The sequence below is a fragment of the Paraburkholderia aspalathi genome (genome assembly GCF_905220735.1).
Classification (GTDB): domain Bacteria; phylum Pseudomonadota; class Gammaproteobacteria; order Burkholderiales; family Burkholderiaceae; genus Paraburkholderia; species Paraburkholderia aspalathi.
Genome location: NZ_CAJNBA010000005.1, coordinates 124,477 through 139,537 on the forward strand (window position 1 = coordinate 124,477; position 15,061 = coordinate 139,537).

Annotated in this window: 16 protein-coding genes; 2 read left to right on the plus strand and 14 right to left on the minus strand. The window is 62.2% G+C overall.

Features of this window, described 5'->3' with window-relative positions; genetic code table 11:
• Nucleotides 1-22: 22 nt before the first annotated feature.
• The 3 genes from ispE to KHO30_RS27235 all read right to left on the minus strand — a co-directional run bounded on the left by ispE (nt 23) and on the right by KHO30_RS27235 (nt 3,451).
• Complete coding sequence (ispE, locus tag KHO30_RS27225) at nt 23-904, minus strand: 4-(cytidine 5'-diphospho)-2-C-methyl-D-erythritol kinase (RefSeq protein ID WP_093643694.1); 882 nt, start codon at nt 902-904, stop codon at nt 23-25.
• Nucleotides 905-977: 73 nt separating this feature from the next.
• A complete protein-coding gene (gene lolB, locus KHO30_RS27230; protein WP_093643692.1) occupies nt 978-1,610 on the minus strand; it encodes a lipoprotein insertase outer membrane protein LolB in 633 nt (210 codons plus the stop codon).
• A complete protein-coding gene (locus KHO30_RS27235; protein ID WP_093643690.1) occupies nt 1,610-3,451 on the minus strand; it encodes a tetratricopeptide repeat protein in 1,842 nt (613 codons plus the stop codon). The genes lolB and KHO30_RS27235 overlap by 1 nt, the downstream gene beginning before the upstream one ends.
• A gap of 87 nt (nt 3,452-3,538) precedes the next feature.
• Here KHO30_RS27235 and mutM point away from each other — a divergent pair, with 87 nt between their 5' ends.
• Both mutM and mutY read left to right on the plus strand, forming a co-directional pair.
• A complete protein-coding gene (gene mutM, locus KHO30_RS27240) occupies nt 3,539-4,369 on the plus strand; it encodes a bifunctional DNA-formamidopyrimidine glycosylase/DNA-(apurinic or apyrimidinic site) lyase (RefSeq protein ID WP_054035812.1) in 831 nt (276 codons plus the stop codon).
• A gap of 7 nt (nt 4,370-4,376) precedes the next feature.
• The gene (gene mutY, locus KHO30_RS27245) at nt 4,377-5,492 is read left to right on the plus strand and encodes an A/G-specific adenine glycosylase (RefSeq protein WP_211702891.1); all 1,116 of its coding nucleotides are present in this window, start codon (nt 4,377-4,379) and stop codon (nt 5,490-5,492) included.
• A 36-nt stretch (nt 5,493-5,528) separates the two neighbouring features.
• Here the strand turns inward: mutY and KHO30_RS27250 are convergent, their stop codons facing one another.
• From KHO30_RS27250 to kdsD, 11 genes are all read right to left on the minus strand, one after another.
• Nucleotides 5,529-6,161 (minus strand): LON peptidase substrate-binding domain-containing protein, encoded by a 633-nt coding sequence (locus KHO30_RS27250; protein WP_054035816.1) that lies wholly within the window; start codon nt 6,159-6,161, stop codon nt 5,529-5,531.
• A 39-nt stretch (nt 6,162-6,200) separates the two neighbouring features.
• Entirely contained in the window at nt 6,201-7,094 is an 894-nt protein-coding gene (rapZ, locus tag KHO30_RS27255) for an RNase adapter RapZ (RefSeq protein ID WP_093643686.1), read from the minus strand.
• Between the two features lie 106 nt (nt 7,095-7,200).
• The gene (hprK, locus tag KHO30_RS27260; protein WP_012431656.1) at nt 7,201-8,169 is read right to left on the minus strand and encodes an HPr(Ser) kinase/phosphatase; all 969 of its coding nucleotides are present in this window, start codon (nt 8,167-8,169) and stop codon (nt 7,201-7,203) included.
• A gap of 140 nt (nt 8,170-8,309) precedes the next feature.
• Nucleotides 8,310-8,825: a PTS sugar transporter subunit IIA gene (locus tag KHO30_RS27265; RefSeq protein ID WP_074285509.1), complete on the minus strand. Its 516-nt coding sequence runs from the start codon at nt 8,823-8,825 to the stop codon at nt 8,310-8,312.
• A 317-nt stretch (nt 8,826-9,142) separates the two neighbouring features.
• Nucleotides 9,143-9,499 carry a ribosome hibernation-promoting factor, HPF/YfiA family gene (gene hpf, locus KHO30_RS27270; protein WP_054035819.1) on the minus strand — a complete coding sequence of 119 codons (357 nt, stop codon included), beginning with the start codon at nt 9,497-9,499 and terminating at the stop codon, nt 9,143-9,145.
• A 170-nt stretch (nt 9,500-9,669) separates the two neighbouring features.
• Entirely contained in the window at nt 9,670-11,187 is a 1,518-nt protein-coding gene (locus tag KHO30_RS27275; protein ID WP_093643683.1) for an RNA polymerase factor sigma-54, read from the minus strand.
• A 184-nt stretch (nt 11,188-11,371) separates the two neighbouring features.
• Nucleotides 11,372-12,157, minus strand: a complete 786-nt coding sequence (lptB, locus tag KHO30_RS27280; RefSeq protein WP_093643681.1) for an LPS export ABC transporter ATP-binding protein — start codon at nt 12,155-12,157, stop codon at nt 11,372-11,374.
• On the minus strand, nt 12,154-12,825 hold the full coding sequence (lptA, locus tag KHO30_RS27285; protein ID WP_154565559.1) for a lipopolysaccharide transport periplasmic protein LptA: 672 nt from the start codon (nt 12,823-12,825) through the stop codon (nt 12,154-12,156). The genes lptB and lptA overlap by 4 nt, the downstream gene beginning before the upstream one ends.
• 20 nt (nt 12,826-12,845) lie before the next feature.
• Entirely contained in the window at nt 12,846-13,454 is a 609-nt protein-coding gene (gene lptC / locus KHO30_RS27290) for an LPS export ABC transporter periplasmic protein LptC (RefSeq protein WP_093643677.1), read from the minus strand.
• A complete protein-coding gene (locus KHO30_RS27295) occupies nt 13,451-14,011 on the minus strand; it encodes a KdsC family phosphatase (RefSeq protein WP_211702892.1) in 561 nt (186 codons plus the stop codon). Before KHO30_RS27295 ends, lptC begins: the two co-directional genes overlap by 4 nt.
• Nucleotides 14,011-14,994: an arabinose 5-phosphate isomerase KdsD gene (gene kdsD / locus KHO30_RS27300; protein WP_054035827.1), complete on the minus strand. Its 984-nt coding sequence runs from the start codon at nt 14,992-14,994 to the stop codon at nt 14,011-14,013. Before kdsD ends, KHO30_RS27295 begins: the two co-directional genes overlap by 1 nt.
• Nucleotides 14,995-15,061 lie beyond the last annotated feature (67 nt).

A 15,061-nucleotide genomic window follows, 5' to 3' on the forward strand; every position in this document is an offset into this window, starting at 1 on the left:
GGAACGTTCGACGATGCAAAACTTATGACGCGAAAGTAAAGAGTGGATGCTGATCGAGACTTGCAGTTACTGCGCTGTTCCATTCGTGAGGCAGTTTGGCTTGCGCCGCTTCTGCTTCAGCTTTGCTACGGAACGCTGCAAATACACTTGCACCTGATCCAGACATCCGCGCTGGTGCGATGTCTTCAAACCATCGCAGCACTTGCGCTACTTCCGCGTATTTTCCCACGACAACCTGCTGCATGTCATTGCGGCCAAAACTTTCTGGCCAGTCAGTGTTGCAGCTAAGTTCTGCAGGAAAGTCCGTAATTATGAGGGGTTTCGAATCTCTTGTCAACGCTTTTTCGGAAAAAATCGCTGCAGTTGGAACGTGAACCCTCGGTGTCACCACCAGGAAATGGCGCGGCGGCAATTGTACAACGTCTAAAGCCTCTCCGACACCCTGTGCGAACGCATTTTTCCCAAAAACAAAAAATGGCACGTCCGCACCGAGCTTCAACGCCAGCGCTTGCAACTCCAGTCGCGGCAAATCGAGTTTCCAGAGGCGGTTCAGCGCGAGTAACGTGGTGGCCGCATCGGAGCTGCCGCCGCCCAGACCCGCGCCCATTGGCAGGCGCTTGTCGATTTCGATATCGACACCTGCGGGCGAGCCGGTATGCGCTTTCAGGAGCGTTGCTGCGCGCACGGTGAGATCATGTTCCGGCGGCACGTCGGCGATCTCAGTGCTGCGCGTGATGAGGCCGTCGTCGCGCCGCGTGAAGTGCAGGATGTCGCCCCAGTCGAGCAACTGGAAGACGGTTTGCAGCGTGTGATAGCCGTCCGGCCGGCGGCCGGTGATGTGCAGGAAGAGGTTCAGTTTCGCTGGCGCGAGGCAATCGCGCAGCGAGTCGGTCGTTTCAATCATGAGTCAGGGCTACATGCGCCATAGCGGCGCCGAAGAAGCGGCAAAGGTTGCGCGAACGGGCGCGGCTACTGAACTACTGATCCAGCACGAGCTTGATGTCGAGCGGCGGTTCCGAGCGGCTCAGATTCACGCGCTTCACGCCGGTGGCCGGTGCGTCCGCATACGCCAGGTAATCGATCGTCCAGCCGTCCTGCGTGATCTGCTTCAGACGCGAAGGTTGCTCCGGATCCTTCTCGGTTTTCGCGCGCGAAGTCGGCGCAGGCGACGGTTGCAGCCAATAACGCAGCCCTTCGACCGGCAGCGCGAAGCCGAGCGCGTTCTGCATCAGCGTGGAGACGTTGTCGGCGGTGAGCGGTTGGCGATTCGGCAGTTCGAGCGTGGCCGAAGCAGGCGACGAAGTCACGATGGCAAGCGTCTGCCCAAGCGGATTGCGCAATTGCAGGGTGACCGTGTCACCCGTTTCCTGCCAGGTGAAATTGCCATAGGCATTGCGCTGCTGGCCGTTCTGATCGTTGTACTGGACCGCGAAACGGCCTTGATAGGCACGCGAGGTCTGGGCAGTGACGGACGTTGCCGCATTCGACGTGGACGGCCCCTGCGGCTTAACCGATGCACAACCAGCCAACGCGACAACCGCTGCCGCTACGAATCCGAGCGCCGCGCCACGCGGCGCCCGGGGATAGGAGATCAAGCGGGAAAGACGCATCAAAGATCGTTCACCTGAAGACGTTGAAGCGTTTTGACCAGGGTGTCGTTGTCCGGTTCGAGCTTGCGTGCGTCGCGGAAAGCGGCACGAGCCTGATCCTGCGCGCCGGTTTTCCACAGCACTTCGCCGAGATGCGCGCCGATTTCGGCGTTCGGCTGGAGGTCGTACGCTTTGCGCAGCAGCTTGATGGCATCCGACGTATCGCCCATCCGGTACTTGACCCAGCCGACGCTGTCCATGATGAACGCGTCGTTCGGCGCCAGCGCCGAGGCCCTCTCGACCAGCTTGTCCGCTTCCGGCAGCCGCTGATTGCGATCGGCCAGCGAATAGCCGAGCGCGTTATAAGCCTGCGGATTGTCCGGCTGCGTCTGGATCAGCTTGCGCAGTTGCGCTTCCATGACGTCGTAATGGCCGGTTTTTTCGGCGGCCATCGCGTAGTCGTAGGTCAGATCGGGGTCGTCCGGGAAATTCGCGGTGGCCTGCTGCAGGCGTGTTTCCGCTTCCGGGTAGCGCTTCGCGTCGAACAGAATGGCCGCGTCGGTGCGCGCAATCAACGCCTGGTCGCGCGGATCGGGTGCCTGCAGGTTGGCCAGCAGCTTGCGCGCGTCTTCAGTCTTGCCCTGCTTGGCGAGCAATTGCGCCCGCGTGATCTGCGCCGGCACGAACTGCTGGCTCGCTGGCGAAACCTTGTTCAGCCAGTCGCTCGCGGCCGCTTCGTTCTTCTGTTCCAGCGACAGTTGCGCAAGATAGATATACGCCTGGCCCGGATCGGCGCCTGGCGTTTTCTCGGCTTGCTGCGCGTACTGGGTCAGATAGGTCTGCGCCTCGGTGAAATTCTTCTGCTGGATCTTGATCAGCGCGAGCGCCATCAGCGGCGTGAGGTCGGTCGCGTTGTTCTTGTGCATGATCTCGAACTGCTTCTGCGCGTCGTCCAGACGGTCGCTCGCGAGATACATCTGCGCGAGCGCGAGACGCGCGTCATGCGATTTCGGATTCTGCTGCACGTACTTTTCGAGCGACGCGATGCCTTCCTTGCGCTCCTCCGGGCCCATCTGCGACAGCATCAGCGCGGCCGGCAAATAGTCCGGCTTGAGCGTGAGCGCCTGCTCGAGCGACTTGCGCGCGCCCGGTGCGTCGTCGGAAACGAGCTGCTGGCGCGCGATGGCCAACTGCGCCTCGGGCCGGTTCAGGTCGTTCTTCAGCAGATCCTGCAGCACATGCAAGCCGCCGATCCGGTTCGGGCCGCGCGAGAGCAGCAACTGCAGCGCCAGAATCGCGCTGCCGCGATTGTCGGCCGGCACTCTCGCGAGTTCGCGGGCGAGGATCGGTGCGGCGTCGTCAGGCTTGCCGGACAGCACGAGTAGCGATGCATCGAGTTGCGCGGCGCGTTCCGAATCCGGCGCATACTGCTGCCACAATTGCGCGGCGGCCAATGCGTCTGACGGGCTTTGCGCGGCCAGCGCGATTTCCGTGGCGCGTTGCGCCATGCGTGGATCGTGCGTGTCGCGCGCGAGCGCGAGGTAGGTCTGGTAGGCGGGCGCGGGCTGATCGCGTTGCAGTGCGACTTCAGCGGCGAGCACCTGGAATACGATCTGGCTGGACAGCGGCACACCCGGCAGAGACTTCTGGTCTTCTGCCGTTGCCGGGCCGAGCGGGTCTGGCAGCGTGACGGACGTGTCATCCGAGTCTGGCGACGGGTCCTGCGCGTGCGCGGGCACGGCAGCCAGCGCCCAGACGGCGAGCGCGGCGGCACCGAGCATGCGGCGAGCGGACACGGCGTGCGGCACGCGGGATGCGCTAGCCGGGCGCTTCGAAAACAGCTTCACGAAGGACAAGTTCATGGAAATCCGTTCAATGTTTCGGACGATTGTAACGCGCTCGCTACAATAAGCGCACAACCACTCACGCAAGTTGCAGACCAGTTAGACATGCCAGAGTTGCCAGAAGTTGAGGTTACCCGAAGGGGAATCGAACCGTATGTGTCCGGGCGCAAGGTTGAACGCGTCGATGTGCGTACGCCCGCGCTGCGTTGGCCGATTCCGGCGGACCTTGCGAAAACCTTGCGTGGCAGCGTGGTGCGCAAGGTCGAACGGCGCGGCAAGTATCTGCTATTCGAGATCGACGCCGGCTGGTTCATTGTGCATCTCGGCATGACAGGCACGCTGCGTGTGCTGCGCCATGTGCCGCGTCCACCCGCTGCGGCGAAACACGATCACATCGACTGGATTTTCGACGAATTCATTTTGCGCTATCGCGATCCGCGGCGCTTCGGCGCGGTGTTGTGGCACCCGCGCGAAGCCGGCGGCGTGCTCGAGCATCCGCTGCTCGCGAGCCTCGGTGTCGAGCCGTTTTCGCCGGCGTTCTCCGGCGCGTTGATGCACCGGCTCACGCGCGGGCGCAAGGTGTCGGTGAAGCAGGCCTTGCTGGCAGGGGAGATCGTGGTCGGCGTGGGTAATATCTACGCGTCCGAAAGTCTCTTTCGCGCCGGTATCCGGCCTACCACCGCGGCGGGCCGCGTCTCGCTCGTGCGCTACGATCTGCTGGCCGACGCGGTGCGCGTCACGCTCGCCGCAGCGATCGAGAAGGGTGGCAGCACGCTGCGTGATTTCGTCGGCAGCGATGGCGAAAGCGGTTACTTTCAGCTCGACTATTTCGTCTATGATCGCGCGGGGCTGCCATGCCGCGTGTGTGGAACGCCGATCAAACAGATCGTGCAGGGGCAGCGTTCTACGTATTTCTGTCCCACCTGCCAGCGCTAAATTTTCGATGCCTTCTCGTATAAGCCCGTCCGCCGCGTCCGCTACGCCCGCTTTTCCTGTCATGTCTGATTTTTCCGCGCGGCTGATTGCGTGGCAGCGCAAGCATGGCCGCCATGACCTGCCCTGGCAGAACACGCGCGATCCGTATCGCATCTGGCTGTCGGAAATCATGCTGCAGCAGACGCAGGTATCGACGGTGATTCCGTACTACGCCAAGTTTCTCGCGCGTTGTCCGGATGTCGCCTCGCTTGCCGCCGCGCCGGCAGACGATGTGATGGCGCTGTGGGCCGGCCTCGGTTATTACTCGCGCGCACGCAATCTGCATCGCTGCGCGCAGGTGGTCGTCGAGCAGCATGGCGGTGCGTTTCCCGCGTCGGCCGACGCGCTTGCTGAATTGCCTGGCATCGGCCGCTCGACGGCAGCGGCGATCGCCTCTTTCGCGTTTGGCGCGCGTGCCACGATTCTCGACGGCAACGTGAAGCGCGTGCTGGCGCGGGTATTTGGCGTGGAAGGTTTTCCGGGCGAAAAGAAAGTCGAGAACGCGATGTGGACGCTGGCGGAATCGCTGCTGCCGTCCAACGCATCGAACGACGATGTCAGCGCCTATACGCAAGGCCTGATGGACCTCGGCGCAACGTTGTGCGTGCGCGGCAAGCCGGACTGCCTGCGCTGCCCGTTCGCCGCCGACTGCGTGGCCAACGTGACCGGACGTCAGCGTGAACTGCCCACGTCACGGCCAAAGAAAGCCGTGCCGACGCGCCGCACATGGATGCTGGTGCTGCGCGACGGTAATGCCGTGATGCTGGAAAAGCGCCCGCCTTCGGGCATCTGGGGTGGCTTGTGGAGCCTGCCCGAAGCCGCCGACGAAGCCACGCTTGCCGAGCGTGCACGTGCCTTCGGTGGCGATGGAGCGGTCTCTCCGCTCGCGCCGCTCACGCACGTCTTCACGCATTTCAAGCTGGATATCGAGCCGCGGCTCGCTGAACTGGATCGCGGTGTGGGCGCATTGGCTGCGCTTAACGACGCAGACACCGCCTGGGTCGCGTTGAGTGATCTCGACTCGTTCGGTGTGCCCGCGCCGGTGCGCAAACTACTGGATAGTTTGCACGGCTCGCTGATCTAGCCAGCCGCGAGCCGAAAAAGCCGAAAGCACATCAAATCAAAGCAGCTGATGCTGCTGCATATAGTGATGAACCACGTCGATTCGCGCGCCGGCGTCCTGCAGTTCCATCAACTTTTGCCTTGCACGAAGGGCGATGGGCAACACTTCCGCAAGCCGGTTCGACACCCATGACGGATCTTCCAGCCTGAACGGTTCCGCGAACGGCAAGCTGTCCGGGTCGCGTTCGCGGATCGTGGCGATGATCCGTTCGAGCACTTCCGCGCACGCACCGAACTTGGCCAGTTGCTCATTGCCCTCAAGCGGGATGTCTTCGCCAAGCGGCTCCGCCATGCCGACCAGCAAGCCGCTGCTCTCCACACGATGCGACAGCAGGCGAAACCGCCGGGTGCCACGTGCCCGAATCAGCAGCATGCCGAAGGCTTCGACATCGCACTCTTCGATCTCGGCGAGACAGCCAATTGCTTCGGGCACCGAAGGCTCTTCTTCGCGCGCCACTTCCGCGCCGCTTTTCAGCAGACACACACCGAACGGCGTTTTTTCACGCAGACACTCGCGCGCCATATCGAGGTAGCGCGCTTCGAAGATTTTCAGCGGCAGCAGTCCATCGGGAAACAGCACCGTATGCAGCGGAAACAGCGGCACATCGGCAAGCACAGTAGAAGAAGACATGGCGCAACGCTTCGAGTTAAGGCCGCGCGATGCGGCCGGTTAAGCCACTAACTTCGATGATTCGCCGGCATGAACCGGCGCATCGCGGTGCCGCACAATGACATTCGCCGACGTTGCGAGACGCGCGGCGAGCGTCTCAGCAATGAATACCGAGCGGTGCTGGCCGCCCGTGCAACCGATCGCGACCGTCAGATAACTGCGGTTGTCGTCACGAAAATGCGGCAACCATTTAGCGAGAAATTTTTCGATGTCGTCGATCATTTCATGCACGACCGGCAGCGCATCGAGAAAATCCCGCACCGGCTGGTCGAGGCCCGTGAGCGGCCGCAATTCATGATCGTAGTACGGGTTCGGCAGCGTGCGTACGTCGAAAACATAATCGGCGTCGAGCGGCACGCCGCGTTTGAAACCGAAGGACTCGAACATCAGCACGAGCCCCGCATCTTCCTGCTCGATGAAGCGTTTGACCCACGCACGCAGCACGTTTGCGCGCAGATTACTGGTGTCGATCTGATGGCCGAATTCGGCGAGGCCCGCCACGAGTTCGCGTTCGCGTTCGATCGCTTCGGCGAGCGACGTCAGCAAGCCGACGTCTGCATCATGCGCCGTGGAACCGGACAGCGGGTGGCGGCGGCGTGTTTCGGAAAAGCGTTGAATCAGCGACTGCGTGCTTGCGTTCAGGAAGAGTACACGCACATCGTGGGCGCGCGACAGGTCGCGGATCATCGCGGGCATTTCGTCGAGCGAAGCGCTCGAGCGCGCGTCGATGGCGACCGCGAGGCGTTCCTGGCCGTCGTCGGCGAGATAGTTGGCCAGTTGCGGCAAAAAACGCGGCGGCAGATTGTCGACGCAGTAATAGCCTGCGTCTTCAAGCGCGTTCAGGGCAACTGATTTGCCGGAGCCGGAAATACCGGTGATCAGGATTATGCGCATGGAGTCGTGAAATCCGTACAGTTCATCATAGCATCTGGTCCCAGTGCGCGCGCCGTCGCAGCCTGCCGTTGGCTGCGGACGTCACACGGTGCCGGGGCGCGCGGATTCAGATCAATTTGCCGGGAAACTGGCTGTCCGGGTCCTGCATGGCCAGGCGCTGGCGATCCATGAAGTCGCGCAGCGTATCGATGCCGCGCAGTTGCAGGATCGTGTTGCGCACGGCCGCTTCGACCAGAACCGCGAGGTTGCGGCCGGCCGCCACCTGAATCGTGACTTTGCTGATCGGCAGGCCGAGCACGTCGACGGTTTGGCTTTCCAGCGGCAGCCGCTGGAATTCACCGTCCGGACGGCGCACCAGTTGCACGATCAGTTTCAGCTTCATTTTGCGGCGCACCGCGGTTTCACCGAAGATCGTCTTGATATCGAGCAGGCCCAGACCGCGCACTTCAAGCAGGTTTTGCAGCAGCGGCGGGCAGCGCCCTTCGACGAAATCCGGCCCGAGGCGCACGAAATCCACTGCGTCGTCGGCAACGAGGCCGTGGCCGCGGCTGATCAGCTCCAGCCCGAGTTCGCTCTTGCCGAGGCCGGAATCGCCGGTGAGCAGCACGCCCATGCCGAGAATGTCGAGAAACACGCCGTGCAACGTGGCGCGCGGCGCCAGAATGCGCGACATGTAGAGGCGCAGGCTGTCGATCACCGCGGCGGCGGACATTGGGGTGGTGAAAAGCGGCGTGGACGAGCGCGTGCAGCGCAGCACCAGTTCCGGCGGCGCGGCGACGCCGCCCGCCACCACCAGAAACGGCGGTTCCAACGCGATCAGCTCGGCCATGTGGCGCGAGCGGTCTTCGTCGGTTTGGCGCTTGTAGTAGTCGATTTCGGCGTCGCCGAGCACCTGGATCCGGTTCGGGTGGATCAGGTTCAAGTGGCCGACAAGGTCGGCGCTCGACGTGGCATTGGCGACTGATTCCGAAGAAAAGCCGCGCTCCCAGCCTTCATGCCCCGTCAGCCAGCTCAACTTCAGCATGGCGGCGTTGTCGTCGAAAATGCTCTGGGCGTTGATGCTGGACGTATCCATGAGTCGGTGACTCCCGTGTGGACCGCTTGCTTGGGAAAGGATGCGGCCTCGTTAACGCGGACCGCGCACCTCGCCTGGCTGTACCCGCCTGCAGGCGGGAAGCCGGGTGAATAGGCGACGTGCGGATAACCGCCGATGCATCAAGGTTGCCACTGAGTGAGCAGGCGATGCAACGATTCGCGGTCTTCTTCCGTGTGCAGGCGCTCGCGGGCTTCGCGATCGGACAGCAACTGGGCGATTTCCGAGAGAATTTCGAGGTGCTGCTGGGTGGCCTGCTCAGGCACGAGCAGGAAGATCAGCAGCGAGACCGGCTGACCGTCGGGCGATTCGAAGGGGATGGGTTCGGCAAGGCGGACGAATGCGGCGAGCGGCTGCTTCAAGCCTTTGATCCGGCCATGCGGAATCGCGACGCCTTCACCAAGCCCCGTCGATCCGAGGCGCTCGCGCGCAAACAGATTGTCAGTGACCGTGCTACGGGCGATGCCGTTCTGGTTCTCGAAGATCAGGCCCGCTTGCTCGAACACGCGCTTCTTGCTGGTGACCGATAGTCCGACGACGACGTTCTCGAGGGGAAGAAATTTGGCTAAACGATTCATGTTGACAGGCGAAAACGTGGCCTGGGTTCTCCTCGCTGGGGCGTTTGAGTGATGTTCCATTCGTTTGATGCTCACGGCGACGTGCGTTGAAGTCCGAAAGCGCAGGACTCCGGCCGACCGATTTCCGTTTGAGCTAACTTGACCCCGATGGTAACCGGAACATTATAGAACAGGGTAGCCACGGATGGTGCGGCGCGCCATCCATGCATCATGGGTTTCTTCGCAGGATTGATCCGGTCTGCCCGGCGGCCTGAAAAAGGTGCCCTGAAACGAAAAACCGCCCGGTCTCGGGCGGTTTGGCTGGGGACACGCAAATGCGAGCAAATGCGGGCGAATGAGGAAAACGAAGGAAAGTAAAGCAGGCCTTCTAATCTTCCTTATTGCGGCGGCACGTCCAGGATTGGTGCCGGCTGGTACTTGATCGCATCGTGCTGATGGCCTTGCAGGCGATCTTTATGGCGTATCACTTGCCGGTCGAGCTTGTCGATCATCAGATCGATCGCAGCGTAAAGATCGCTGTCACAGCTCTCGACGAAGATATCTTTGCCCTTCAGATGCAGGTTAATTTCAACCTTTTGACGCTTTTCCTTTTCCTTGTGGTTGTCGACCGAGAGGACCACACTGCCGTCGATGACCTGATCAAAATGTCTTAGCACCCTATCCAGTTTGGTGATCACGTATTCGCGCAACGCAGGCGTTACTTCGAGGTGGTGTCCACTGATCTGCAGATTCATAGTGCTTCTCCAAGCTAGAGGCCGCTTGTTCCGCACGATGACGAAGGTCCGGTCGATCTGTCGGCTTGCCTGAGTCGCCCCCCGGTGACTGACTTCTGGCAGGTCGCATCGGCCGGCCTGTCCGCCAACTGCGGAGCGGCCGGTAAATGCCCGTCGCGGGAGGCGGCGGGCTACAGAGACTTGCGCAGGTTGACTGCCGGAATCTTGAGGGCCTCGCGATACTTCGCAACGGTACGCCGTGCGACCACGAAGCCCTGTTCCGCCAGCAGTTCGGCTATGCGGCTGTCTGAAAGAGGAGATTTCGGGTTTTCCGCTCCTATCAGTTGCTTGATGAGCGCGCGAATCGCCGTGGAAGACGCCGCGCCGCCCGTGTCAGTCGAAACGTGTGATCCGAAGAAGTACTTAAATTCAAGCGTCCCGAATGGGGTCAGCATGTATTTACCGGTTGTCACACGGGAGACAGTTGACTCGTGTAGGCCCAGCGTATCAGCAATTTCTCGCAAAACCAAGGGGCGCATGGCAATTTCGCCGTGGACAAAAAAGCTCTTTTGACGCTCGACAATGGCTTGCGCGACCCTGAGGATCGTTTCGAAACGCTGCTGGATATTTTTGATCAGCCAGCGTGCTTCCTGCAGTTGCTGGCGCAACGATCCGCTGCCCGGATCGCCCCGGTTATTGCGCAGAATATTCGCGTACAGATGGTTGATGCGCAGCTTCGGTACCACTTCCGGATTGAGTTCCGCCTGCCAGCCCTGTGCCGTTTTGCGCACCATGATGTCCGGCACGACATAGTCCGCTTCCGCCTTGCCGTAAGCGGCGCCGGGAAACGGCTCGAGCGAGCGGATCAACACATGCGCATCGCGTAGATCGTCGTCGTTTGCCTTCAGGTGTTTGCGCAGGCGCGTGAAATCGCGCGCCGCGAGCAGTTCCAGATGATGGGCGACGATGTCGAGCGCAAGCGTGCGTGTAGACGAGTGTTCGAGCCGCAGCAATTGCAGCTTGAGGCACTCGGACGCGGAGCGCGCGCCGACCCCTGCCGGGTCGAAGCTATGCAGCAGCGCAAGCGCAGCGTTCATTTCGTCGAGATCGACCTCGAGCTCTTCGGGCAGATCGGTCAGCACTTCCTCGAGCGTGGCGGCTAGATAGCCGTCGTCGTCGAGCGATTCGATCAGGAAGGTGATCAGCGCACGGTCGCGCTGGCTCGCCTGGGTGACGCGAAGTTGCGCCATCAGGTGATCGCGCAGCGAGGTGCTCGATTCATGGATTTGCAGCGGCGGCAGATCGTCGTCGTCCGAGGCATTGCCGGAGCGGCCATAGTCGCCGAGATCCCATTGCGACGCGTCGCCGTTGTTGTCGCTCGCGAGGCCGTTGTATTCGTCGACACCTTGCGGCTCGCCGTTCTCGGCGCGCTCGCTGCTGCTGGTTGACGAAGACGACGTATTGCCGCCCATCTGGTCGGACGGTGGGGAGGAATTGGGCGACTGGGCGATCAGTGAGCCGTCGGCCGCCACGCGCAGGGGACTCGCAATCCAGTCGTCCTCATTCTCGAGGAGTGGATTCTGCGAGATCGCCATTGCGACTTCCTGCTGCAGTTCGAGCGTGGACAGCTGAAGCAGCCGGATGGACTGCTGCAGTTGCGGGGTCAGCGCAAGATGCTGCGATAGGCGGAGTTGGAGGCTGGCTTTCATGGCAAGTTGAGATTCATTGTAGAGAGTTTGCCACGACCGCGATACATTGCGACATTCGCAATTACGCGTGCGCCCGTTTCGGCGGCGCTGGGCGCGGGACGGCCCAGGTCAAAAATGCTGATGTGCGGATGCCGCAAAGGGGCCGGCGGATGCACGCTCGCACCGCCGGCAATCCTTTGTGCACTTACATGCGGAAGTGCTCGCCCAGATAGACGCGCCGCACGCTTTCGTTCTCGATGATGTCGCTCGGTGCACCGGCGGCCAGCACGCTGCCGTCGCTGATGATGTAGGCGTGGTCACAGATGCCGAGGGTTTCGCGCACGTTGTGGTCGGTGATCAGCACGCCGATATTGCGCTGCTTCAGAAATTTAACGATCTTCTGGATTTCCAGCACCGCGATCGGATCGACACCTGCGAACGGTTCGTCGAGCAGAATAAAGCTCGGATTGGTGGCCAATGCACGGGCAATTTCAACCCGCCGACGCTCGCCGCCCGACAGCGACAGCGCCGGATTCTCACGCAGGTGAGCGATCTGCAGTTCGTCGAGCAAGGCCTCGGTGCGGTTCGTAATGGTTTCCTTGCTGAGCCGCTTGCCGTTGTCTTCGACCTGCAATTCCAGCACCGCGCGAATGTTTTCCTCGACGCTGAGCTTGCGGAACACCGATGCTTCCTGCGGCAGATACGACAAGCCCAATGATGCGCGCTTGTGAATCGGCAGCAAGCTGATCGACTTGCCGTCCAGGTCGATTTCACCTGCATCGAGCGGCACGAGGCCGACGATCATGTAGAACGAGGTGGTCTTGCCGGCGCCATTGGGGCCGAGCAGGCCGACCACTTCGCCGCTTTTCACGTCGAGCGAGACGTCTTTGACGACCGTACGTGAACCGTAGCGCTTCTTCAGGTTGCGGACCACCAGCGAACTGCTGGTGCCGGCCGGTTTGCGATTGGGGAGGGACGCGGAGGAACTCACTGGTTCGGTGCTCCCTGGATCGTGGTGGACGGCGCGAGCGTGGCCGACGCGCCGTTCAACGGCGCTGCGCCGCCATTGCGCGGCGCCAGCATGGCGCGCACGCGGCCGGTCGGGTTGCCCGGGCCGGCGACGTCCTTACCCGCCTTAGCGGTGTAGAAGTCGCTCTGGCCGTCATAGGTAATGACGCTGCCGTGCACCTGGTCCATGACCGTTGAGAGGCCTTGCAGGCGCTTGACGGTGGCGTTGGTGGTGAGCGTGGTCAGATCCTGCTTGCCGTCGTAGTCGATCCGGATGGCCGTGCCTTCGATGTATTCGTCGAGGCCTTCGCGCTTCTGGCGGAAATACGACAGATTGCCGCCGCTCGACGTGCCGGTGGCGTACTGATAGCCCTGTGGGTCTTGCGTCACTTCGACCCGATCGGCCCTGATCACGATCGTGCCTTTGGTGGCGACCACGTGGCCGGTGAAGATGTTGACCTGTTTGAGGTCGTCGTAAGTCATGTTGTCCGCTTCGACGTTCAGCGGCTTGTCCTTGTCGGCGCGGTCGGCGTGCGCAAGCGGCGCGAAGCCGGCGAGCGGCAGCGCGACAATCAGCGCAGCGAGTCCGGCGCGGCACGCGGACAGGGTGCGCGAGCGGCCGGTATCAAAACGGGGGAACGATTCGTTCATGCAGTCACGCCTGGAATGGATTACCCGGGTTGCTTGGGCGAGCTGACGGAGCCTTCGGACGCGGCAATCGCGCCCTTCACATTGCCGAACAGCTGCATCACCCGGGTGACGTTGTTGTAGTTCATGCCGCTGGCAGTCATCACAGACATGCCGCGCTGAAGTTTAACCGGCTTTTCGGTCTCGATCACATCGTCGTTGACCAGCACCCTAAAATGCTGCGAATCTGCCTGCATCTGCGGATCGCCGTTCCCGGCCGCCCGTACGATGCGCGCGTTGTCGTACAGATTGACGATCGAGGCGTCGCCGTTCACCGTGCCGGTGTCTCCGGTCGCGGTGACGATCGGCTTGCCGGGCTGAAAGGCGCGCATGGCCGGCTTGACCAGGTCGCTCAGCTCGTCATCCTCGTAGTGAATCAGGGACTGGGCGGTCAGACGGTATTGCGTCGAGCCCGACTGATCGAGCTCGGAAACCGAGAAATTGTCCGCGAAGTAGTCGGGCGTGTGCTCCTTGGGGCGCAGCACGCCTTCGTTCTGCCGCGGCAGCGTGGCTTGCAGCAGCCACCATGTAATGCCGGCGAGCGCGGCCATCGCGACGAGCGGAATCAGTGAGGTCCAGCGAAACCGATTCATCCGACGAGGCCTCGCTGTTCGCCGCTACAGGCTGCCGCGAGCAGCGCCTCGTATTTGTGTTGCGCGCGCAGCAGGGTGTCGCAGACTTCGCGCGCTGCGCCGTGGCCGCCACGCGCCTCGCTGACCCAATGGGCGCGCGCGATCACTTCAGGATGCGAATTGGCCGGCGCCGCCGCGAAGCCGACCTTCAGCATCACGCCGAGATCGACCCAGTCGTCGCCCATATAGCCGCATTGCTCCGCCGTCATGCCGGTTTGCTCGAGCAGGTCGGCGAAAGCCTTGGGTTTGTCTTGCACGCCCTGATAGACGTGGGCGATGTTCATTTCCTTCGCCCGCACCGCGACGATGCCCGACTTGCGTCCGGTGATGATCGCCGTTTCGATGCCGGCCTGGCGCAGCAGCTTCATGCCGTGGCCGTCCATCGAGTTGAAGCCCTTCATCGTGTCGCCTTCCGCCGTAAACAGCAGGCCGCCGTCGGTCAGTACGCCGTCGACATCGAAAATCATCAGCTTGACGCGGCTTGCGCGTTCAGTGGCGGTAAGGGGGGCGACGGGCATCAGATCACCTTCTTCGAGAACAGGTCGTGCATGTTGAGTGCGCCGATCAGCTTGCCTGCTTCGTCGACGACCAGCATCTGATTGATGCGGTGGCGCTCCATCAGTTCCACGGCTTCGACAGCAAGTTGATCCGGACCGATGGTGCGCGGGCCGGCGGTCATGACCGAGGCAATCGACAGTTCGCGGAAATCGCCGTCGCGTTCGAGCACGCGGCGCAAGTCGCCGTCGGTGAAGATGCCGGTCACGTGATCGTTGTGATCGACGATCGCCGTCATGCCCATGCGCTTGGCGGTCAACTGGAACAACGCGTCGCGCACGGTTGCGTCAGGCGTCACCTTCGGCACCTGGTCGTCGGTGCGCATCACGTCGCGCACATAAGTCAGCAGGCGGCGGCCGAGGGCGCCGCCCGGATGCGAACGGGCGAAGTCGTCCCGGCCAAAGCCGCGCGCGTCCAGCACCGCGACCGCGAGCGCATCGCCGAGCGCGAGCGCGGCGGTGGTGCTGGCGGTGGGCGCAAGATTCATCGGACAGGCTTCTTTTGACACGCCAGAATTCAGATGCACGTCGGCCAGTTGTGCGAGACTCGACGACGGACGGCCCGTCATTGCAATCAGCTTCGCGCCGAGCCGCTTGATGAGCGGCAGGATCGCCACGAGTTCTTCAGTTTCACCGGAATTGGACAGCGCGAGGAACACGTCGTCTGCCGTCACCATGCCGAGGTCGCCATGACTCGCTTCCGCCGGGTGAACGAAGAACGCCGGTGTGCCGGTGCTGGCGAGCGTGGCCGCGAGCTTGCGGGCCACATGGCCGGATTTGCCGATGCCGGAAACGACAACGCGTCCACGGCAACCCAGGATGAAGTCGACCGCCCCGACGAAACCATCGTCGAGTTGATCGCGAAGCGCGCGCACGGCGTCCGCTTCGATGTCGAGCACGTCGCGAGCGAGCGCGAGTGCCCGGTCGCCATTGATTTTCGCTATCATTCGCGGAGTATAGCAAAGGCGCTTGTTCGCCGCGCCGGGCCTGCTGTGCCAAGCCGCTGTCTTTATT